This window comes from Pantoea piersonii, assembly GCF_003612015.1.
GTDB classification, from domain to species: domain Bacteria; phylum Pseudomonadota; class Gammaproteobacteria; order Enterobacterales; family Enterobacteriaceae; genus Pantoea; species Pantoea piersonii.
The window spans coordinates 221,979-243,164 of record NZ_RARB01000005.1 but is presented as its reverse complement, the minus strand read 5'-3'; the positions used below and the strand labels follow the sequence as shown (position 1 = coordinate 243,164).

General features: G+C 56.5%; 13 protein-coding genes and 1 pseudogene. 5 read left to right on the top strand and 9 right to left on the bottom strand.

Going from position 1 to position 21,186, the window contains the following annotated elements; all coding sequences use genetic code 11:
• Positions 1-172: 172 nt before the first annotated feature.
• Positions 173-1,189 (top strand): LacI family DNA-binding transcriptional regulator, encoded by a 1,017-nt coding sequence (locus D7S44_RS15390; protein ID WP_120456322.1) that lies wholly within the window; start codon positions 173-175, stop codon positions 1,187-1,189.
• Here the strand turns inward: D7S44_RS15390 and lplA are convergent.
• Complete coding sequence (gene lplA / locus D7S44_RS15385; protein ID WP_120456320.1) at positions 1,186-2,202, bottom strand: lipoate--protein ligase; 1,017 nt, start codon at positions 2,200-2,202, stop codon at positions 1,186-1,188. The two genes, D7S44_RS15390 and lplA, sit on opposite strands and share 4 nt — an antisense overlap.
• A gap of 154 nt (positions 2,203-2,356) precedes the next feature.
• On the opposite strand from lplA, the gene eptA reads away from it, so the two are divergent.
• Positions 2,357-3,991: a phosphoethanolamine transferase EptA gene (gene eptA / locus D7S44_RS15380; protein WP_120456318.1), complete on the top strand. Its 1,635-nt coding sequence runs from the start codon at positions 2,357-2,359 to the stop codon at positions 3,989-3,991.
• A gap of 36 nt (positions 3,992-4,027) precedes the next feature.
• On the opposite strand, the gene D7S44_RS15375 is transcribed toward eptA, so the two are convergent.
• The 6 genes and pseudogenes from D7S44_RS15375 to D7S44_RS15350 form a co-directional block, all read right to left on the bottom strand.
• Complete coding sequence (locus D7S44_RS15375) at positions 4,028-5,425, bottom strand: glycoside hydrolase family 1 protein (protein ID WP_120456316.1); 1,398 nt, start codon at positions 5,423-5,425, stop codon at positions 4,028-4,030.
• 42 nt (positions 5,426-5,467) lie between these two features.
• Positions 5,468-6,829 (bottom strand): annotated as a pseudogene (locus D7S44_RS15370) (PTS transporter subunit EIIC); the annotation flags it as partial.
• 941 nt (positions 6,830-7,770) lie between these two features.
• Complete coding sequence (locus D7S44_RS15365; protein ID WP_120456312.1) at positions 7,771-8,871, bottom strand: NADH:flavin oxidoreductase/NADH oxidase; 1,101 nt, start codon at positions 8,869-8,871, stop codon at positions 7,771-7,773.
• 414 nt (positions 8,872-9,285) lie between these two features.
• Positions 9,286-13,041: an FAD-dependent oxidoreductase gene (locus D7S44_RS15360; RefSeq protein ID WP_120456310.1), complete on the bottom strand. Its 3,756-nt coding sequence runs from the start codon at positions 13,039-13,041 to the stop codon at positions 9,286-9,288.
• A 440-nt stretch (positions 13,042-13,481) separates the two neighbouring features.
• On the bottom strand, positions 13,482-14,249 hold the full coding sequence (locus D7S44_RS15355; RefSeq protein ID WP_120456308.1) for an amino acid ABC transporter ATP-binding protein: 768 nt from the start codon (positions 14,247-14,249) through the stop codon (positions 13,482-13,484).
• A gap of 1 nt (position 14,250) precedes the next feature.
• Positions 14,251-14,901, bottom strand: coding sequence for an amino acid ABC transporter permease (locus D7S44_RS15350; protein WP_120456306.1), 651 nt, complete (start codon positions 14,899-14,901; stop codon positions 14,251-14,253).
• A gap of 291 nt (positions 14,902-15,192) precedes the next feature.
• Here D7S44_RS15350 and D7S44_RS15345 point away from each other — a divergent pair, with 291 nt between their 5' ends.
• From D7S44_RS15345 to D7S44_RS15335, 3 genes are read left to right on the top strand one after another with little or no spacing between them, the layout of a single operon-like run.
• Positions 15,193-15,957, top strand: a complete 765-nt coding sequence (locus D7S44_RS15345) for an ABC transporter substrate-binding protein (RefSeq protein ID WP_179256411.1) — start codon at positions 15,193-15,195, stop codon at positions 15,955-15,957.
• A gap of 48 nt (positions 15,958-16,005) precedes the next feature.
• On the top strand, positions 16,006-16,611 hold the full coding sequence (locus D7S44_RS15340; RefSeq protein ID WP_120456304.1) for a helix-turn-helix domain-containing protein: 606 nt from the start codon (positions 16,006-16,008) through the stop codon (positions 16,609-16,611).
• Positions 16,612-16,636: 25 nt separating this feature from the next.
• Positions 16,637-17,965, top strand: a complete 1,329-nt coding sequence (locus D7S44_RS15335) for an NAD(P)/FAD-dependent oxidoreductase (protein ID WP_120456302.1) — start codon at positions 16,637-16,639, stop codon at positions 17,963-17,965.
• A gap of 33 nt (positions 17,966-17,998) precedes the next feature.
• Here the strand turns inward: D7S44_RS15335 and betA are convergent, their stop codons facing one another.
• Both betA and betB read right to left on the bottom strand, forming a co-directional pair.
• Positions 17,999-19,678, bottom strand: a complete 1,680-nt coding sequence (gene betA / locus D7S44_RS15330; RefSeq protein WP_120456300.1) for a choline dehydrogenase — start codon at positions 19,676-19,678, stop codon at positions 17,999-18,001.
• A 27-nt stretch (positions 19,679-19,705) separates the two neighbouring features.
• Positions 19,706-21,178, bottom strand: coding sequence for a betaine-aldehyde dehydrogenase (betB, locus tag D7S44_RS15325; RefSeq protein ID WP_120456298.1), 1,473 nt, complete (start codon positions 21,176-21,178; stop codon positions 19,706-19,708).
• Between the last annotated feature and the right edge of the window lie 8 nt (positions 21,179-21,186).

Here is a 21,186-nt window from a genome sequence, read left to right as displayed (position 1 = left end):
GCCATAGGAAACCGGTTTCACAAAATCATGAACAGTTGCAAAATTGATAACAAGATGGCGGAAGCGGTTATTTTTCAAACCGTGACTGGCGTCACTTTCCAGGTTTATGCTTATCAAGGCGCGTCTGAGGTTGAGTAGACTGCACAGCTGATTGAGGGAGAAGGGAAAATTTATGGCCACCATACTTGAGGTCGCGAAAAGGGCGGGCGTCTCTAAGGCGACGGTTTCCAGGGTGCTGTCGGGCAACGGCTATGTCAGCCATGAGACGCGGGAAAAGGTGACGCAGGCGGTGGCCGAAACCGATTTCCGGCCTAATTTGCTGGCGCGCAATCTGTCGGTAAAATCGACCCAGACCATTGGCCTGGTGGTGACCAACACGCTTTACAGCGGCAACTACTTCTCCGAGCTGATGTCCCATTCCGCCCGCATGCTGGAGCAGCAGGGCCGTCAGCTGATCCTGGCCGACGGCAAACACAGCGCGGCGCAGGAGCGCGCGGCAATCGACTTTCTGCTCGATCTTCGCTGCGACGGCATCATTATCTATCCGCGCTTTCTTACCGTTGACGAAATGGACGAGATTATCGCGCAGCGCAAACAGCCGGTGCTGGTAGTAAACCGACGGTTACGACAGCATCACAGCTACTGTATTTATGCCGATCAAAAGCAGATCAGCGCGATGGCGGTAAAAGCGTTAATCGATCTTGGCCATCGCGATATCGGCTTTATTACCGGCTCGCTCGATTCGCCAACCGGGGCAGAGCGCCTTGCCGGGTATAAAGCGGCGCTGCATGAGCGCGGCATACCGTTACGCGAGGCGTTGATCGCAGAAGGGAAATGGCATGCGCAGAGCGGCGCGCAGGCGACAGCCGCCCTAATCAACAGCGGCTGCGCCTTTAGCGCGCTGGTCGCCAGCAACGATGAGATGGCGATCGGCGCTATCAGGCATCTGACGACGGCGAATATTGCGGTACCAAAGCAGGTGTCGGTGCTGGGCTTCGATGATATCCCCCTGGCGCCTTATATCGTTCCTGCGCTTTCCAGCGTCCGCATTCCCGTTACCGACATGATTCAGGAGGCGATTGCCCGGCTGTTAGCCATGCTGGATGGCGGCTCGTGGCAGGAGGCGGAGGCTTTTGCCGCCAGCCTGTCGCTGCGCGAATCGGTGGCGCCCGGTCCGTTCGCGTCCTAGCTGACGCTGGCGGCTAACCACTTTTCCAGCTGCGCCAGCTCGTCATACTGAGCGGGAAATGCCGTTTGCAGTCGCGCGACCGCGGCGGCCAGCGCATCCGGGCGATAGGCGACGCCCTGAAGTCCGGTCTCCAGCGCTTCCAGCGGTGTAGGGTTAAGGCTGTCGGTAAAAATCTGGCAGCGGCTTATTACGCCGCGTTCGACATCAAAGTGGATCTCTACGCCGCCCCAGGCAAAACGCGTATCAAGCAGGTGAGTAAAGTCGGGCGACTGGCCAAAGTTCCACTCCCAGCTGCTCTGCCGCGCAAACTGTTCGGCAAAGCCAGGCAGATCGGGCAGCGCATCCGGCGATATGCGTTCCGGCTGGCAGCGTGCCTGATAATAGTCGAAGAAAGCTTCGGTGACAGCGTCACAAATGGCGGCGTAATTAATGTCCGGCGAGAGTTCGGTCAGGTTCGCCACGCGCGAGCGCACCGAGGTAATGCCTTTGGTTTGCAGCTTTTTGATGTCCGGGTTGAGATAATTCGCCAGCCGCGATAAATCGGCATCGATCAAAAAAGTGCCGTGGTGAAAGCCGCGGTCGGGCGTTTCATGATAGGCGGAACCGGAAATTTTCCGCACCTCGCCGCCGCGCGTCACGACGATATCGTTGCGTCCCGACGCCTCCGCTTCGATTCCCAGCGCGTTCAGCGCGCGCAAAATAATGCCGGTCGACACGCTTTTATCGTACTCCGGCTTGCCCGCCATAAAAGTAAAACAGGCGTTGCCTAAATCGTGAAACACCGCGCCGCCACCGCTGCTGCGCCGCGCCAGCTTAATGCCATCCTGCGCCATGCGCCGCGTGTTGCACTCTTTCCAGGGATTTTGCGCCCGGCCGATAACCACGGTTTCAGCATTGCGCCAGAGAAATAATACCTTTTGCGTGGCGGGCATCTGCCGGTAAATGCACTCCTCTACGGCGAGGTTAAACCAGGGATCGTTTGATTCCGAAAGCAGTAAACGCAGCGTGGTCATCTCTTCTCCTGAGGCATTGAGCAAAGCGGCTGACAATCTTAACGCGCTTTGCAGCCGGTAAAATGATAGCGCGTGCTCTGATTAAGACGGCTTAAGGTTTCCCTAAAGTTAACAGGGCATGCTGCTTTCTCCTGTAAACAGATGGACTGCAAGCATGTTTTTCCCGCTCAATAAAAGACCGACGCTAAATCGGCTCTCTTTTCTGTTGCTCTTTTCGTTTTATATCGCCGTATTTCTTAACCTGGCTTTTTATCACCAGGTTATTGCCGCCTTGCCGCTTGATAGCGTTCGCAACTGGCTGGTCTTTCTCTCTATGCCGCTGGTGGCGGTTTCCGTCATTAATATTGTGGTGACCATCGCCTCTTTTTTGTGGCTCGATCGGCCGCTCCTGGCGCTGTTTATTCTGGTCTCCGCAGCCGCGCAATATTTCATCTGGAATTATGGGGTGATTATTGATCGGTCAATGCTGGTTAATATTCTCGACACCACGCCGTCAGAAAGTTTCGCCCTGATGACGCCGCAGCTGGTGATTACGCTGCTGCTCTCCGGCGTGGTGATGGCGGGCGTGGTTTTCTGGGTTCGCGTGCGTCCTACAAGGCCTTTCTGGAAAAGCGCGGTCTATCGCCTTATCAGCGTGGCGGCGTCGGTTATTTTTATCCTGCTGGTGGCGTCGTTGTTCTATAAGGATTACGCCTCGCTGTTCCGCAATCAGAAAGAGCTGGTGAAATCGCTCAGCCCGTCAAACTCCGTTGTCGCGACCATCTCCTGGTACAGGCACAACCGGGATCTCAATCTGCCGCTGGTTAAAATCGGCGAAGATGCGCACCTGTCGCCAGCGATGCAAAACGGCAAAAAGAACCTGACCATTTTAATCGTCGGTGAAACGTCGCGGGCGGCGGATTTTTCTCTGTCAGGCTATCAGCGTGAAACCAATCCGCTGTTGAAAAAAGATGACGTTACGTATTTCCCGCATACCGCATCCTGCGGTACGGCAACGGCGGTTTCGGTTCCCTGTATGTTTTCCGGTATGCCGCGTGCGCATTATGATGATGTGCTGGCCGGTCATCAGGAAGGTCTGCTGGATGTGATCCAGCGTGCCGGTATCAAAGTCTTGTGGAACGATAACGACGGCGGCTGTAAGGGCGCCTGCGATCGCGTGCCGCATCAGGATGTCTCCAGCCTGAACCTGGCGGGGATGTGTATTAAGGGCGAATGTTACGACGACGTGCTGTTTCACGGGCTGGAGGATTATATCGATCAGCTACAGGGCAATGGCGTTATCGTTCTGCATACTATCGGCAGCCACGGCCCCACTTACTACAATCGTTATCCGCCGCAGTTCCGCCGTTTTACGCCAACCTGCGACACAAACCAGATTCAGGATTGTTCGCAGCAGCAGCTGGTGAATACCTACGATAATACCTTGCTGTATGTCGATTATATTGTCGATAAGGCGATCAAGCTGCTGCAGTCGCATCAGGATAAGTTCACCACCAGCCTGGTTTATCTCTCCGACCATGGCGAATCGCTGGGCGAGAACGGCACCTATTTACACGGTATGCCTTACGCCATCGCGCCAGAGGTACAGAAGCACGTACCCATGCTGATCTGGCTGTCGCCGGATTACCAGCAGCGCTATGGCGTGAATAAGAGCTGCCTCGATAAGCTGGCGGCGGAAGATAACTTCTCGCAGGATAATCTCTTCTCCACCATGCTGGGGCTGACCGGCACAGCGACAAAAGTCTATAAAGCGGAAGATGATATTCTCACTTCCTGTCGTAAAAGCTAAACGCGAAAGCCCTGCAAATGCAGGGCTTTTTTCTGGTTATCGTTTTAACGTCGCGCCGCGGCTGTTAATGACGTCGCGATACCAGTAGAAACTCTTTTTACGGCTGCGCTTCAGCGTGCCTGAGCCATCCTGATTGAGATCCACATAGATAAACCCGTATCGCTTAGCGACCTCCGCCTTTGAGGCGCTAATCAGATCGATAGGGCCCCAGTAGGTATAACCCATCACCTCAACGCCATCATTAATCGCTTCCCAGACCTGCACCAGGTGATCGTTAATGTAGCGGATACGGTAGTCGTCGTTTATCTGGCCATCGGCGTCGGGCTTATCCTGCGCGCCCAGGCCGTTTTCAACGATAAAAAGTGGTTTCTGATAGCGATCCCACAGCGTGTTAAGCAGTGTGCGCAATCCGATCGGATCGATCTGCCAGCCCCATTCTGAACTCTCAAGGTGCGGATTGGGCACCATATCAAGAATATTGCCGCGCAGCTTCTCAGCCTGGCTCACATCGGCCGTCGCGCATCCAGACATGTAGTAGCTGAATGAGATGAAATCGACCGTATGGCGCAGCGCGTCAAAGTCCGCCGGCTCGGTCTGCAGCTCAATGCCCTGTTCGCGAAAGTCGCGCTTTATATAGCCAGGATAGTGGCCGCGGCACTGCACGTCGCCGAAGAACTGCCAGCGTCGATTCTCTTGCAGGGCAGCAAACACATCTTCAGGTTTACAGGTAAGGGGATAGATTAAGCCGCCAAGCAGCATATTGCCGATGCGCGCATCTGGAATAAGCTCATGACACGCCTTGACCGCCAGACCGCTGGCGACCAGCTGATGATGAATAGCCTGATAAATATCTCCCTTCGTGCAGTCGCCTTGTAGGCCCACGCCCGTTAACGGCGCATGCAGCGACATATTGATTTCATTGAAGGTCAGCCACAATTTCACCTTGCTGCGATAGCGCGTAAAAACGGTACGCGCATAGCGCTCAAAAAAGGCGATAAGCTTACGATTACCCCAGCCGCCATAGTTCTGCACCAACCCCCAGGGCATTTCATAGTGTGACAGTGTCACGAGTGGCTGAATGCCGTGGCGCGCCAGTTCGTCAAACAGCTTATCGTACCAGGCCAGTCCCGCCTCGTTCGGCTCCCGTTCATCACCCTGCGGGAAGATGCGCGTCCAGGCGACAGAGACGCGCAGGCAGGTAAAGCCCATCTCGCGAAACAGCGAAATATCGTTGGGATAGCGATGATAAAAGTCGATAGCGATATCTTTAATGGAAAAGTCGCCAGGCCTTCGTTCTACGACCTGGCCGAAAATGCCCTCAGGCAACATGTCGGAAGTCGACAACCCTTTGCCATCTTCCCGCCAGGCACCTTCAACCTGATTGGCTGCCAGCGCGCCTCCCCATAAAAAATCATCCGGGAACTGAGTCTTCATTGACGTCTCCTTTTGTCGCAGCGCTTAGTCGGCGCGCTGTGGCTGTGGTAAGCCTGCTATTACTGTCAGCAGGCAGGCTAAAATCAGGGAAAGGGCGGTGCCGCCGATAGCGCCCCAGACAGAGTTATCGATCCCGGTTGAGGGGATGATCTGCGCAAGGGTAAAAATACTCGCCAGTCCGAACGAGTAAACCTGGCTATGGCTTAACGCGATAATAGCGCCGCCAAGCGCGCCGCCGATGCAGCCGAAAATAAAGGGGCGACGGTTAGGCAGCGTAACGCCATATACCGCGGGCTCGGTAATGCCAAACACGCCTGAAATAGCGCTGGAGCCCGCCAGCGTCTTCAGGCGCGCATCGCGGGTTTTCAGGAAGACGCCCAGGGCTGCGCCGACCTGCCCGAAAACGGCAGGCAGCAGAATCGCCATCATGGGATCCTGGCCCATCACTGCCATGTTGTTCATCATGAGCGGGATCAGTCCCCAGTGTACGCCAAATATCACGCAGACCTGCCACACCGCGCCGAGGATACCGCCTGCGAGCCAGGGCACGGATTGATAGACAAGCTGGAAGCCATCCGCCAGCAGTTCGCTCAGCGTGGTCGCCAGCGGCCCGATAGCCAGAAAGGTCAGGGGAACGGTAACGGCAAGACAGATCAATGGCGTAAAGAAGCTTTTCACCGACGCGGGCATGATCCTGTCGCACTGACGCTCCAGCCAGCAGCAAAACCAGGCGGCGCAAATGACCGGGATGACCGAAGAGGCGTAATTAATAAAAACGATCGGCACCCCGAGAAAGGTAAAGGTTTCGCCTGTCTCCGCCGCCTGGAAAGCGGCCTGTATATTGGGGTGAACCAGCGCGCCGCCGATAATCAGGGTCACAAAGGGATTGCCGCCAAACTTTTTCCCGGCGGTATAGCCGAGCACCAGCGGTAAAAAGTAAAACAGCGCGTCAGCCGTAGCGAATAATATTTGCCAGGTGCCGCTGCTGTCGGTCAGCCATCCTGCCGCCTGGCAGAGCGCGAGAAAGCCTTTCAGAATACCGCAGGCCGCCATTACGCCGAGAAAGGGGGTGAATATACCGGAAACCACATCGATAAAGGTTGCCAGCAGCGTCTGCTTTTCTTTGCTCTGCTGCGGCGCGGCGCGCTTTTCGTCATTCAGGCCCGCCTCCTGACAGATCGCGGTGTAGACATCATGAACATGACTGCCAACCACTACCTGAAACTGTCCGCCGCTTTCGACTACCATAATCACGCCTGGATTGGCTTTAAGTTTTTCCGCGTCCGCCTGACTGCTGTCGTTAAGTTTAAAGCGCAGTCGGGTGGCGCAGTGTACCAGACTGTGAATATTCTCTTTCCCGCCGACATGGCTGAGTATGTCCTGCGCGAGCGCCTGATATTTCATATTTATATCCGCAATGGTTCAAGATTTAATAAAGCGCAAAAAAAACCTGAGAGAACTTATTACAGCGTTGCTGTCACAAGCCTCTCAGGTTTTGCCTGTTGTCAGTAACAACCCCGAAACCCTATGAAATTAACAGCCAGGGGAAAGGGAGTCCAGCGCAAGCGGGAGCGGTAATTGTGATATCGCTCAATAAAAACCGCATTAAACCTTATTTTGTCGCGAGGGAAGAATATTTAATTACTTAAATGATTAACGTGAATTCTTATTTGGAGCTATATGGCGGGGTGCGGCTTTCACCTTCTTTTTACATGAATAGCCAATTAAAACGAACTATTTTATCTCATTCGGTTGAATCTTTACTGGCGCATCCGGCATCAGAAAAGATCGGGCTCCGCCTTTGCTGATGGTTAATCGCGGCTACGCTGCTGCGTCTGTTTTATGGCAGGCAATCGTCTTATTTAATTTAATCGGTATTAGTAATGCCCCTGGCTGGGCTGATGCGTAGAAACGATAAAACGGGTAGGTTTTATTTCACGAAGGCAGAACATAACGAAAGGGCATTCGGATTTCGTCAGGCAGCGGTTTGAATTCGTATTGAATTAGCGCTCAGCACATCTGTTATTTCGAATAGATACTCACGCGCATGGCTGAGCCTGACGGAATATAAAGAGTAAAGCGGCGGGATGACGTGACAACGTCACGATAAAAGTTAACTTCTGAACCAGATAGCTAAGTAGCTTATAACACTTAAAAAAGCGATCAGCAGCGCCAGGTATTCGTCGCGTTTAAAAGACAAAACAGATTTCATTTCACTCTCCTCAGTAACTGAGTAGAGTTTTACACTTTGCAGCTTAGTGAAACCTTAAGACTTCATATTAATGATACTGAGAGCCAGAGATAAAAGCGAATAAACCGGCCCTGAAAACAGGGCCGGCAGCCTGTTAGCGGTTAGCTTTTAACGTGCCTTTTAAGCCATGCGGCTCTGAACGCAGATATTGCGGCGGCGCGCTCGCCTGGTCGCCCAGCTCGGCAGCTGCATGCCATGGCCAGCGCGGATCGTAAAGTACCGCGCGCGCCAGCGCCACCAGATCGGCAGTGCCTTCCTGCAACACCGCTTCCGCGTGTTTCGGTTCGGTAATCAGGCCAACGGCGATGACCGGAATATTGACCTCTTTACGGATGTCGCGCGCAAACGGCAGCTGATAGCCCGGACCGACCGTAATCGACTGCTGAGGCGCAAGGCCGCCGCTCGATACGTGCACGTAATCGCCGCCTGCTGCCTCAATCTGCTTACTGAATTCAATCGACTGATTATTATCCCAGCCGCCTTCTACCCAGTCGGTGGCGGAGATGCGCACGCCGACCGCAATGGAATCAGAGACCGCTTCACGCACCGCGCGGAAAACTTCCAGCGGGAAACGCATACGATTTTCCAGCGAGCCGCCATAGTGATCTTCGCGATGGTTGCTTAGTGGCGACAGGAACTGATGCAGCAAGTAGCCATGCGCGGCGTGCAGTTCAATGAGTTCAATACCCAGTCTTTCGGCGCGCTTAGCGCTATCGACGAACTTCTGTTTAATACGCGCCAGGTCGTCGCGATTCAGCGACACCGGCGGGCGTTCGCCATCATGAAAGGCTTCCGCAGAAGGCGCTACGGTTTCCCAGCCGCCCTGATCAAGCGCAAGCTGATGACCGCCTTGCCATGGCGCCGCGCACGAAGCTTTGCGGCCAGCGTGCCCCAGCTGGATACCAACAGGGACCGGCGAATAGGCACGGACATCTTCAAGGACGCTGCGTAAAGCCGCTTCTGTGTCATTGTCCCACAGGCCAAGGTCGCCCGGCGTGATACGGCCGATTGCCTCAACGGCGGTGGCCTCAATAATCAGCAGCCCCGCGCCGGAAAGCGCCAGCTGCCCAAGATGAATGCGATGCCATGCGGTGGCTTTACCTTCGCTCGCGGAGTACTGACACATGGGCGCAATAACAATGCGGTTTTCCAGTGCCAGCTTACCAATGTGCGTTGCGCTAAAGAGTTGACTCATGAATACCTCATTTCCATGTAATAACTGCCCCGAATCACAAAGTGTAATCGACTACTGGCAGATCATTGGCTTAATGCAAAAAAATAGCATAAAGGCGGAGCGCGAAAGTTTACATTTGTGGCGGAGCACAGGATGCGACAGCAAGAAAAGAGCGTCATGATTACTAATTAACCCATCCAGGCACAATAATTAATCAAAATATAAATCGATCGCGCTACGTGAATTCTGTAGAAAAAGCAGGGGGAGAGTGCTGCAGAATTAGCGTAGCGTTGCCATTTTGCCGTACATAAAACAACCGACAGCCGCTATATAACTTTATATAATGTCTATTATATAAAGCCAGAAGGTTAAAACAGGTAGGGTGCTGCGGAGACAACCGGGCGCCTGACAATTATGTCCGGCGCCCGGCTGTTATTACGCCGTAGTTTTACGGTTCGTCAGTAATGATTTCACCGTTTCGGCCGCACGTTTGCCCGCGAGGAAAGCGTGGTCAGAGTTGTAATATTCCCATTCGCTGTAGCGACCGGAAAGGTGGATGCCCTGCGCCGCCAGCCAGTTACGGATCAGCGCCACGTTCGCTTTACGCTGATGATCGTACACCACATAGGCGTAAGGCATATCGACTTCATTGGCCGTGACAATCACATCATCTTCGCGAATGATGCCGACGCGTATGCAGTCGTCAATGCAGCGCTGAATCAGCGCGTCGCCCTCATAAGGCAGAGGCTGATCGGCGCGATAGGTGATTTCGCACGTCAGGCCGAAACCGCCTGGCGGATTACACTCTGGACTGGCATTGCCCTGCAGGAAAATCCGGTGGAACAGGGTATCGCCAGGGTAGTAGATCCAGTGTTTATCGCTCAGATCGGCGCGGCCAATTCCCAGATTGACGCAGCGTACTGAAACGTGGCGCAGCAGCGAGGCGGCTTTCTGCACCGCTTCCGGCGCGCGATTGCCCATCAGGCGCACCAGCTCAGGCAGCGGCAGGGTGCTGATCATCTGATCGTAATGGTAATGGCGGCCATCTTTCAGGGTCACGCTGCGGGTTTGTGGCTGGATTTCAGCAATCTCTGAATGTGTCTCGAGCGCACAGGAGAGATGCGGCAGGAAACCATTCATCAGCGCCTGAAAACCGCCGCGTTTAGGATAGCCAAAACGGGCATTAGGGCCGACCGGCTTATCCAGCGGCGCCAGTGCGCCGGAGATGATCTGCTGAAGATCGGGTAACGGAACGCGGCCGCCAAGCCAGGAGGTCTCCATATCGGCGAGCGGCGTTTTCCACAGTTTGCGGTTGTAAGGAACGGCAAAATGGTGAGCGATGCCTCTTCCCCAGGTACGGAAGATAAAGTTTTCAAAATCCTCTCCCGTTTCATCAGCACCCGCAGGTTCTGTCGCTTCAGCGCCGAGCACGCCATCGGCGCAGCAGTCGCGACATTCTGTATTCGCCGCCTGGCGTACCGCGCTCAGCGGTGCCGCCTCCTGCGTTCCCGTGACACCGTAACGGGCTTCAATCGCGCCCAGCACGCACTCGCCGATCACCTCTGCCGGCAGGCCATGCAGCGCTGACTGGAAGGGATAGCGCGTAAACACATCGTGGCTGTAGACCCAGGCTTCGCGCGTCTGCCAGTGCAGGTTATCGCCAAGCAGTTTGTCATAGAGCTGAAGCACATAAGGATCGTTAGAGAACATGATGTGCCCGGCGTAATCGAAGGTAAAACCTTTATCTTCAATTGAGCGGCACCAGCCGCCAGGCTTTTCATTTTTCTCCAGCACGACCGCGCCTTCGCCATAGTGATAGCCGGCGCTCAGACCGGTCGGCCCCGCGCCAAGAATCAAACACTCCACCGGACGCAACGTTACCGCGCGTACGCCTTCAGCCGTCTCCGGCACTTTAGCGGCGGCAGCGGGCTGGACGAACCTGTCGCGCAATGCCGCGATATGCGTCTGCATCTGCTCAGCCGTATGGTCCCAGGACGTATCGGCGATAATCGCCGCCATCTGCGCCGCCTGTTCGCGACGCTGTTGCTCGCTCAGCTGTAAGGCTTTTTCGCACGCCTGAATAAAGCCCTGCGTGGTATCAGCAATGCTGACCACGTCGCTAAAATGGCGCACCACATCCGGCACCGCCGTACTCACAATCGGCAGCTGCGCCGCCATATACTCCAGCACTTTGGTCGGGCTGATAAAGCGGGTGGAGGCGTTCAGCGCAAAAGGCATCAGGCAGACGTCCCATCCGGCCAGGAAATGGGGCAGCGCTTCATAGGGCTGCTGACCGAACCAGTGCAGATTGGGACGCTGCGGCAGGCTGCGGGGATCGATCTTCACTACCGGGCCGACCATTGCGATTTGCCATTCGGGATGGGCATCAGCCAGCGCGCCAATCAGCGCGACATCCATACGCTCATCAATCACGCCGTAATAGCCCAGTCGCGGTCCGGGCAGATTTTCCTGCAGCGGATGACCGTTGCTGCGATCGAGCGCCTGCTCGAAATGGGCAGCATCAACGCTGCTGGGGAAACAGTAAACGTTTTGGTGGCGGTGCTTTTTCGCTTCATACAGGCTGGTGCCGCCGGTAAAGACCACATCGGCGCGGCTCAGCAGAGCGGATTCGCGCTGCTGCAGCTGGCGCGGCGCCATCTGAAAGGCGGAAAGTTCATCCATGCAGTCATAAATAATGGCGCTGGGATTGAAGCAAGCCAGCAGCGGCAGCGCCATCGGCGTATAGAACCACACCAGCGGCTGTTCATCTTTATCCAGCAACGTGGCGAGCAGAGGCTGCAATACGGCGATTTGGCTGTCGTGAAAGCCCGGCGCGTCAACGTCGGTATGCGGTTCAATTACGGTGACGTTGGGCGCAGGAGAGCTGAGCTGCAAACCTGCCTCGCCAGGTCGGTAAACCGGCTCTTCAATAAACAGCACGCGATGATGCTGTGCAAGACGCGACAGTAAATGCTGTGGACGTTGAAAGACAAAACCCCAGCGAAGATGACTAAATACCACCAAAACGGACTGTTTCATATGGAACTCCTGTGGCGCGCTGACCGGTGACAAAAGGGCATGAAACCGGTGTAGCGAACGTTGTGATTGCCGCAACGCTGCGGCGGTAGGCTGGTGTAACAGACGCGTAAAATCAGGGGCGATGTCCCAGAGTCCGCTGCGCGGCCAGTGATGGGGATCTTCCCAGAGAGGACTTTCAATAATGGGGTAGATACAGACGCCGAGGATGTCGCAGCCAGCAAGCTGCGCCTGAGCGATCTGCGCGGCGATATGCGTCATCCAGGCGGGACGTCCGCTGCCGACATGGCTGGTCTCCGCCAGCAATACCGGGCGCTGATAGCGCTGCGCTAAAGTTGTCAGCATCTTATGCAACGGCATTCTTCGTCCATCGCCCAGATGCCACGCCAGCCGCTGATTGGAGTTCGTTTCCCACTGGTTAGCGTGATAGTAGTTAGCGCCGACGATATCGAGATAGCGAGGCGCGCCGCCCAGTTCAGGCTCGCGCTTGCCGACCAACATATCCCAGGCCTGAAACTGTGAGGCGTTAAGATCGGCGGTGCGCTGGTAACAGGCTTCGCTCTCTTCATCGGGAACCAGATAGATAATGGGATCGCAATGAAGAAAGCGCGCCCGCGGATCGACCAGCCAGATCGCATCGCAGCCCGCTATCGTCGCGCGCACCAGCTGGCGTTTAATGGCATCCGGCTCCGCATCGCGATGGTTGCCGAACAGCCCGACCGAGAGTCCCCAGCTGAGAAAAGAGATCTCATTCATCGGCGAATAGACCGGCGGAGAGCTATACCACGGCGCCAGAAAGGCGGCGAAGCGCTGGCAAAAATCTGCAAAGCGCGGGATAAAATCGTCGGCAAAGAGATCAAGATCGTCCGGCCAGCCGTAGTGACAAAACGTCCAGTTGATCTGTATGCCCAACTCTTGCGCCGCCTGCATTTTGGCCCGCACGATGGCGTAAGTCTGTTCAGGATCCTCTTCCGCCTGACGCCAGCCGATGCTCTCGCGTACGGTGCGAATGCCAAACTGCTGTAAAGCGGCGTAGTCGCTGCGGAACTGCGTTTGATGGTCGGTCAGAGCATCCATGACCAGTCGCTGGCCTGCCGTATTTATATGGTCGGCGCCTTCGTACCCGGCCTGCCAGAAGCTAGAAAAAGGCAACATCGTATCCTCCTGTTTAAAATTCAGGATAAAAAGAGTCCATGCTGTCGCGCAGGCAGGGGACTCCCCGGCATAGCAATCAGGATGGAACAGCTAATGAGGTCAACGTTGCTGTTGTGAATTCCGTGTCTGGAAATAAAGCTGATCGCGACTGGCCAGGCCTGGCCGCAGTAAAAGCGTTATCCCGCACGCAGAGAAAAGGAAATAGAAGGTTGTTATTTTCAGTGAGCAATCACTGCTGATCGAAGTATAACCCCGCGCTGTCTTCTCACAAGTAATTGAAGGAAAAGAAAAAAGCAAAGCGGCAACCTGAAGAGTAAATAAAGTGAGAAAACCTGTATAACTTTCTGAGATTAAAGGCCCTGCGTTTACGCGCCGCCGCCGCGCTGGCTCTGCAACAGCGCATGCCGTTTAGCGCCACAGCATCGCAGAGTCCGGCGGCGCTAAACCGCCTCGCGGCAGTGGCGACAAAAGTGGCTCTCGCTGTCGCCCAGCACGCGACGTAAGAACTCCTGTGCGCGCGCTTCCTGAGGCTGCAGCAAAATGTGCTGCGCGGGTCCTTGTTCGACAATCTGCCCGCTATGCAGAAAACAGACGCGATCGGCAACCTCACGCGCGAACTGCATTTCGTGCGTGACGACAATCATTGTCATACCTTCCTGCGCCAGGGTGCGCATGACCTGCAGCACCTCGCCGACCAGTTCGGGATCGAGCGCTGAAGTAGGCTCATCAAAAAGAATCGCTTTTGGCTGCAGCGCCAGCGTGCGCGCAATCGCCACACGCTGCTGCTGCCCACCAGAGAGTTGAGCAGGCCAGGCATTGATTTTGTCCGCCAGCCCCACCAGCGCCAACAGGGATTTGGCGCGCTTTTCCGCTTCCGATCGCGACTCACCGTTTACATGAATCGGGCCTTCCATCACGTTCTCCAGCACGCTGCGGTGCGGGAAAAGGTTAAAGCGCTGAAATACCATACCGATCTGGCGTCGCAGATCGTTAATGCTTTTATGGCGACTATCGACGCGCTGTCCCAGCACGCGGATTTCGCCGCCTTCATAGCTTTCCAGCCCGTTGATGCAGCGCAGAATGGTCGACTTGCCGGAGCCGGAGGGGCCTATCAGGCAAACCACCTCGCCGGCGTTAACGGTAAAACTCACGCCTTTCAGCACTTCAACGCGGCCGAATTTTTTATGCACCTCGTCGATTTCAATCATCTCAGGCTCCTTTCATTTGACGTTTTTCCAGCCGTTTGGTCAGGGCCATCAGCGGCATACATAGCAGCAGATAGAGCACCGCCACCAGCGTATAAACGGTGGTGTTGTCAAAAGTTGAGGCGGCGATCAGCTGTCCCTGGCGGGTCATTTCCGTGACGGCGATAGTGGAAGCGAGCGCGGAGTCTTTCAGCATCATTACCAGCGTGTTGCTGTAGGGTGGCAGCGCAACGTGAAACGCCTGCGGTAAAATCACGCGACGCATCGCTTTAGTAAAACTCATGCCCATTGAGCGCGCGGCTTCAAACTGGCCGCGATCGACAGACGCAATGCCGGCGCGAAATATCTCAGCGATATAGGTCGAAAAACAAAAGGCGATGCCAGTGACGCTGGCCTGAAACGAGGTCAGGGTTATTCCAATGTCAGGAAAGACAAAGTAGATATAAAACAGCACCACAATCATCGGCAGGCCGCGCGTAATATTAATTATCGTCGCAACCGGCCAGGAAATAATTTTCCATGGGCACATCTTTGCCGCCGCAAATATCAGCCCCAGCGGCGTACTGATCACCAGCGACAATATTGTGATGGCGATCGTCATTTCGGCCCCTTTCAACAAAAAGGGCAGGTAGGTGTGGAGGCTGCTCCAGTCCATCTTAAGCTCCTGATCGTTCCGCACAATGCGTGTCGGGGCAACGCTATTTCATTATAATGAATATCGCTGTTGGCAAAGCGCTGTCAATAAATACTCAGGCAAAGGAGATAGCTATTACTTATTACCCCTATAAGAAACAGCTATAGATGGGCGAAAGGGGGAAAGCAACGGCTTTATCCGCAATATGTGAGATATGGCGTTTTCACAAAATAAAACGTTGACAGCGGCAACATTAATTTCATTATAGTGAAAAAGACGTTCGCCCTTTTCATATCGATACAGGAGTGAGTTATGTCTGTTGCCCCTAAAAAGCGCCTGCTAAATCTCTTTATGGCGATGAGTATGGCTGCCGCCGTCAGCGTGAGCGCTCAGGCGGCCACGCTGACGGCGGGTTCGCCTCCCTCCAGCGCGCCGACCACTTTCCTGAATACGCAGAACGGCAAAATCGAAGGCTTTATGCCTGACGTTGCGGCGGAAGTGGCCAGGCGCCAGCATCTGGAGATGAACTTTACCGCCGTGCCGTTCCCCACGCTGATTCAGTCAGTCATCGCGGGAAAGATCGATATGATCGTAGCCGGTATGACGCCGACGCCTGAGCGGGCGAAACGCATCGGCTTTTCGCAGCCGGTTACCGCCTTCGGCGCAGGACTGGTGGTGCGCGACGACAACACCAAAAAATATGCGTCGGTGCAGGATCTGAAAGGCGAAATCGTAGGCAGCATGGCGGGCACGGACTATACGCAAAGCCTGATGCAGAGCGGTATCGCCAAAGAGGTGAAGGTCTATGATAGTCCCGCGGATATGACGCGCGATCTCTCACTGGGCCGCATTGCGGCGGGCATGAACGACTATCCCATTCTGAAAGCGCAGGTGAAAGCGGGCGGACTAAAAGGGATGCATGTCGTGGAGGGTTATAAGCCTGAGCATGTCTCTCCCATGGCGTTCGGTGTGAAAAAAGGAAACGATAAGCTGCTGGCGGAAATTGACAGCGCCTTAACCGCGATGAAGCAGGACGGCTCGCTTCAGACCATCAAAGAGAAGTGGGGCATGCCTTAATTAAGCGCAGGGCGACCGCCAGGCGTGACGGCAACGGAAGATCATCAGATGAAGAATGCAACGCAACATCAGGCGGAACCTGGCGCCGCCGAAACGGATATCGGGTCGCGGCTGAAAACCCTGCGCAAGGCGCGCAATCTGACCATTACCGAACTGGCATTGCTGGCGAACGTTTCCGCTGGGGCGATCAGCCAGATTGAACGCAACCTGACCAATCCCACCGTTCGGGTGCTGGAACAGCTTCGACAGGTGCTGAAAGTGCCGCTGACGGCCTTTCTGGAAGAGAGCGACGTATCACTGCGCGGCGCGGAGCATTACGTCCGCCGCCGCGCGGAACGGCCGCACTTTAACGTCGGCAAACGCGGCATCGCCAAAGAGATGCTGTCGCCGTCGGGCGATCACGATATGCAGTTTATGGTGATTCATCTCCCTGCGGGCGTTCGCTCCGACGAGATACTGATTGGGCAAGGCGAGAAGGCGGGCATCGTACTGGAAGGGGAACTGACGCTGGAAATCAGTGGCGACACTGCGCGCCTGATGACCGGCGACAGCTTTCAGTTCAAAAGCCACCTGCCGCATAACATTTTCAACCATACGGACAGCGACGCCAGAGTGTTGTGGATTATGCATATCCCGCCTGAGCAGCATCTCTGAACGCCCTGAATATAAAGGTTCTTCTATGCGCATAAAAATCAATGCCGTTACGGACAGCCCGACCTTTCCTGAGCAGGTTGACGTTATCGTTATCGGCGGCGGCATTATCGGCACCTCCGTCGCTTACGAACTGGCGAAGCAGGGCGTTTCCGTGGCGCTGTTTGAAAAGGGCGCGATCGGCGGTGAGCAGTCCGGACGCAACTGGGGCTGGGTAAGGCAGCAGAACCGCGACCTTTATGAACTGCCGCTGGCGATGCGCAGTCTGCAACGCTGGGAGGAGCTGGGCGGCGAAATCGGGCTGGATCTCGGCTTTCGCCGCAGCGGCATTCTTTACGGCACGCAGAACGAAGCGGACGTCGCGCGCTGGGAAAAGTGGGGCAAGCAGGCAAAGCAGATCGGTTTCGTCAGCCAGCTGCTTTCGCCTGAAGAGGTGCGTGAACGGCTGGGCGATCAGGCGCGCTGGGCAGGCGGCATCTGGTCGCCGACCGACGGGCGCGCCGAGCCTTCGCTGGCCGCGCCCGCTATCGCCGTCGGCGCGCAAAAGCTAGGCGCTTCTGTTCATCAGCGCTGCGCAGTGCGCGGGCTGGATATCAGCGCCGGACGTGTTTCCGGGGTCTGGACCGAGCGCGGCCGCGTGCGCGCCAGCCAGGTGATCTGCTGCGGCGGCGCGTGGAGCTCTCGCTTCTGCAAGCAGTACGGCATAGAACTGCCCAGCGCCAATATCCTCGGCACCGCGTTTAAAACCACGGCGGCGCCGGAGGTGATTCAGGGCTGTCTGAGCATGCCGGAGCTCTGTATCCGTCGTCGGCTGGACGGCAGCTATACCGTGGCCATTCCCGGTCGCGGCCAGCTCGATCTCGCACCGCAAAATATCCGCTACGCGACAAAGTTCTATCCCATGTACCGCAGCAAGATCGCCAAAAAGCTCAAACTTCGCCTGAACGGCTCCTTTTTTAACGGGCCGGAGGCAGCAGGATCCTGGTCGAACAACGCGGTTTCGCCGTTCGAGAAAATTCGCGTACTCGATCCCAAACCCGATCGACACATTCTGGACGAAGCGCTGCGCACGCTGGTTAAGGCTTTTCCTGCGCTGGAAGGTATAAAAATCGATCACGCCTGGGGCGGCTGGATTGATACCACGCCGGATCTGGTGCCGGTTATCGACGAAATGCAGCGCGTGCCCGGCCTGTTTATCGCGTCAGGCTTTAGCGGACACGGTTTTGGCATCGGCCCTGGCGCGGGCCTGCTGTGCGCGCAGCTAATGACTAACCATCAGCTCTTTACGGATATTACGCCTTATCGCCTGGCGCGCTTCGCCAGAGGCAATGCAATCCGCGAGCCGCAGATGATGTAAATGCAAAAGCCCGCCGTAGCGGGCTAACGCGGACTACTGACGCAGCGGTTTCCCGCGCACCGGCATCTCGCCAGCGACAAAGTAACTAGCCGTCGAGGCGGGAAGCGGCTGGCGACCGCGAATATTATCCGCGATTTTCTCGCCGATCATAATGGTCGTCGCATTCAGGTTGCCGGTGATGATCAGCGGCATAATCGACGCATCGACAACGCGCAGTCCTTCCATACCATGCACGCGTCCTTCCGCATCCACTACCGCCATTTCGTCGCTGCCCATTTTGCAGGTGCCGCACGGATGGTAGGCGGTTTCCGCATGGTTACGCACAAACTCATCCAGCTGCTCGTCGGTTTCGCACGCCACGCCGGGGCTGATCTCGCGGCCGCGGAATTTATCCAGCGCAGGCTGATTGATAATCTCGCGCGTAATACGGATCGCATCGCGGAATTCTTGCCAGTCCTGCTCGCTGGACATGTAGTTGAACAGAATGGCCGGATGACGACGCGGATCGCGCGATTTGATACGCACATGGCCGCGGCTCGGCGAGCGCATCGAGCCGACGTGACACTGGAAACCGTGGGCGTTGACCGCGTTCGAACCGTTGTAGTTAATGGCGACCGGCAGGAAGTGATACTGAATATTCGGCCAGGCGAACTCTTCGCGGCTGCGGATAAAGCCGCCCGCCTCAAAGTGGTTGCTGGCTCCGATGCCGGTGCCATTAAACATCCACTCTGCGCCGATCTTCGGCTGGTTCCACCACTTCAGCGCGGGGTAGAGCGAAACCGGCTCTTTACACTCGTACTGCAGATACATCTCCAGGTGATCCTGGAGGTTCTCGCCCACGCCGGGCAGGTCGTGCACCACGGGAATGTCAAAGGAGTTCAGCAGGTCGGCGGCGCCGACGCCGGAGCGCTGCAGGATTTGCGGGGATGCGATGGCGCCAGCGCAGAGCAGCACTTCACGCCGCGCATGCGCCTGATGTGACGTGTTGCTCGCGCCCAGCAGATACTGCACGCCGACGGCGCGCTTGCCGTCGAACAGAATGCGATCGGTGATGGCATGGGTAACGATTTTCAGGTTCGGCCGGTTTTTCGCCTGGTCGAGATAGCCGCGCGCGGTGCTGGAGCGGCGTCCCTGCGGCGTAACGGTGCGATCCATCGGGCCGAAGCCCTCTTGCTGATAACCGTTAAGGTCTTCGGTGCGCGGATAGCCCGCCTGGACGCCCGCTTCTACCATAGCGGCGAACAGCGGATTGTTGCCAGCCTTCGGCGTCGCCACGCAGACGGGGCCATCGCCGCCATGGTAGTCATTCGGCCCGATATCGCGCGTTTCCGCTTTGCGGTAGTAGGGCAGGCAGTTGAGATAACGCCAGGACTCCAGGCCCGGCGCCTCCGCCCAGCCGTCGAGATCCATCGCATTGGCGCGGATATAGCACATGCCGTTGATCAGCGATGAGCCGCCCAGCCCTTTGCCGCGGCCGCACTCCATGCGGCGGTTGTTCATATAGGGTTCCGGCTCGGTCTCGTAAGCCCAGTTGTAACGTTTTCCCTGTAAAGGGTAGGCGAGCGCCGCAGGCATCTGCGTGCGAAAATCCATACGGTAATCAGGGCCGCCCGCTTCCAGCAGCAGAACCGTGACGTCGCTCTCCTCGGTCAGTCGGGTAGCCAAAACGTTTCCTGCGGATCCGGCTCCGATAATGATGTAATCAAATTCCATTCGTCGCTCCTCAGGTTTAATCATTAATCAAAATACAGACTGAAAACGGCTCAGCTCGACCTGCACAGACTTCACCTGGGTGTAGTTCTGTAGGGTCATCAGCCCGTTTTCCCGGCCGACGCCGGAGTGCTTATAGCCGCCAACCGGCATCTCTGCGGCTGATTCGCCCCAGGTATTGATCCAGCAGATACCCGCTTCAATCTGGTGAATAACGCGGTGCGCGCGGTTGAGATCCTGAGTGACCAGACCGGCCGCCAGTCCATACTCCGTCGCGTTGGCGCGGCGTACCACTTCCTCTTCGCTCTGGTAAGTCAGAATCGACATCACCGGCCCGAAGATCTCTTCGCGCACGATGGTCATCTCATCGCGACAGTCGGTAAAGACGGTGGGCTCGACCCAGGCACCGTTGTCGAAGTCCGCGCCCTGCATGCGTTTGCCGCCGCACAGCAGGCGCGCGCCTTCCGCAACGCCGCTCTCGATGTAGCGCATAACGTTATCGCGATGGCTGAAGCTCACCAGCGGGCCAAAGTTAGTCTCTGGATCGTTCAGATCGCCAGCGCGGATGCGCGCGATGCGCGCCAGGATTTTCTCTTCAAACGCCGCCTGAAGGCTGGCCGGTACAAAGACGCGCGTGCCGTTGGTGCAGACCTGGCCGGAGCTGTAAAAATTGGCCATCATGGCGATATCGGCGGCCAGATCGAGATCGGCATCGTCGAAAATAATCAGCGGCGACTTCCCGCCCAGCTCCATGGTGACCTCTTTCAGGGTCGATCCTGCTGCGTTGGCCATCACTTTTTTACCGCTGGCGACGCCGCCGGTAAAAGAGACTTTATCGATGCCGGGATGCCCGGTCAGCAGCTGGCCGGTGACCGCGCCGCTGCCCGGCAGGACGTTGAAAACGCCGTCCGGCACGCCAGCTTCGCTGTAGATCTCCGCCAGCTTCAGGGCGGTAAGCGGCGTCACTTCGCTCGGCTTAAAGATCATCGCGTTGCCCGCTGCCAGCGCCGGCGCGGATTTCCACAGCGCAATCTGAATCGGGTAGTTCCACGCGCCGATGCCCGCGACCACACCGAGCGGCTCGCGGCGCGTATAAACGAAAGAGGTGTCGCGCAGCGGGATCTGCTGCCCCTCCAGCGACGGGATCAGACCCGCGTAATACTCCAGCACGTCTGCGCCGGTGACGATATCCACGCTGGCGGTTTCGCTCAGCGGCTTGCCGGTATCCAGGGTTTCCAGCTCGGCCAGCTCGTCGTTGCGCGCGCGCAGAATATCCACCGCGCGGCGAAGGATGCGCGAGCGCTGCATGGCGGTCATCGCCGCCCAGACTTTCTGGCCTTTACGCGCCGCTGCGACGGCGCGGTCGACGTCAGCGCGGCCCGCTTCATGAACCTTCGCCAGCACTTCGCCATTAGCGGGGTTGATCGTGTCAAAGGTGTCGCCAGCCGCTGCGGGGACATAAGCGCCATCAATATAGAGGTGCTGCTCTGCGAATCGGGACATGGTTTCTC

Coding starts and splice junctions, on each gene's coding strand:
- D7S44_RS15390 (WP_120456322.1), top strand. CDS start 173: ATGGCCACCATACTTGAGGTCGCGAAAAGGGCGGGCGTCTCTAAGGCG.
- lplA (WP_120456320.1), bottom strand. CDS start 2,202: ATGACCACGCTGCGTTTACTGCTTTCGGAATCAAACGATCCCTGGTTT.
- eptA (WP_120456318.1), top strand. CDS start 2,357: ATGTTTTTCCCGCTCAATAAAAGACCGACGCTAAATCGGCTCTCTTTT.
- D7S44_RS15375 (WP_120456316.1), bottom strand. CDS start 5,425: ATGAAGACTCAGTTCCCGGATGATTTTTTATGGGGAGGCGCGCTGGCA.
- D7S44_RS15365 (WP_120456312.1), bottom strand. CDS start 8,871: ATGAGTCAACTCTTTAGCGCAACGCACATTGGTAAGCTGGCACTGGAA.
- D7S44_RS15360 (WP_120456310.1), bottom strand. CDS start 13,041: ATGTTGCCTTTTTCTAGCTTCTGGCAGGCCGGGTACGAAGGCGCCGAC.
- D7S44_RS15355 (WP_120456308.1), bottom strand. CDS start 14,249: ATGATTGAAATCGACGAGGTGCATAAAAAATTCGGCCGCGTTGAAGTG.
- D7S44_RS15350 (WP_120456306.1), bottom strand. CDS start 14,901: ATGGACTGGAGCAGCCTCCACACCTACCTGCCCTTTTTGTTGAAAGGG.
- D7S44_RS15345 (WP_179256411.1), top strand. CDS start 15,193: ATGTCTGTTGCCCCTAAAAAGCGCCTGCTAAATCTCTTTATGGCGATG.
- D7S44_RS15340 (WP_120456304.1), top strand. CDS start 16,006: ATGAAGAATGCAACGCAACATCAGGCGGAACCTGGCGCCGCCGAAACG.
- D7S44_RS15335 (WP_120456302.1), top strand. CDS start 16,637: ATGCGCATAAAAATCAATGCCGTTACGGACAGCCCGACCTTTCCTGAG.
- betA (WP_120456300.1), bottom strand. CDS start 19,678: ATGGAATTTGATTACATCATTATCGGAGCCGGATCCGCAGGAAACGTT.
- betB (WP_120456298.1), bottom strand. CDS start 21,178: ATGTCCCGATTCGCAGAGCAGCACCTCTATATTGATGGCGCTTATGTC.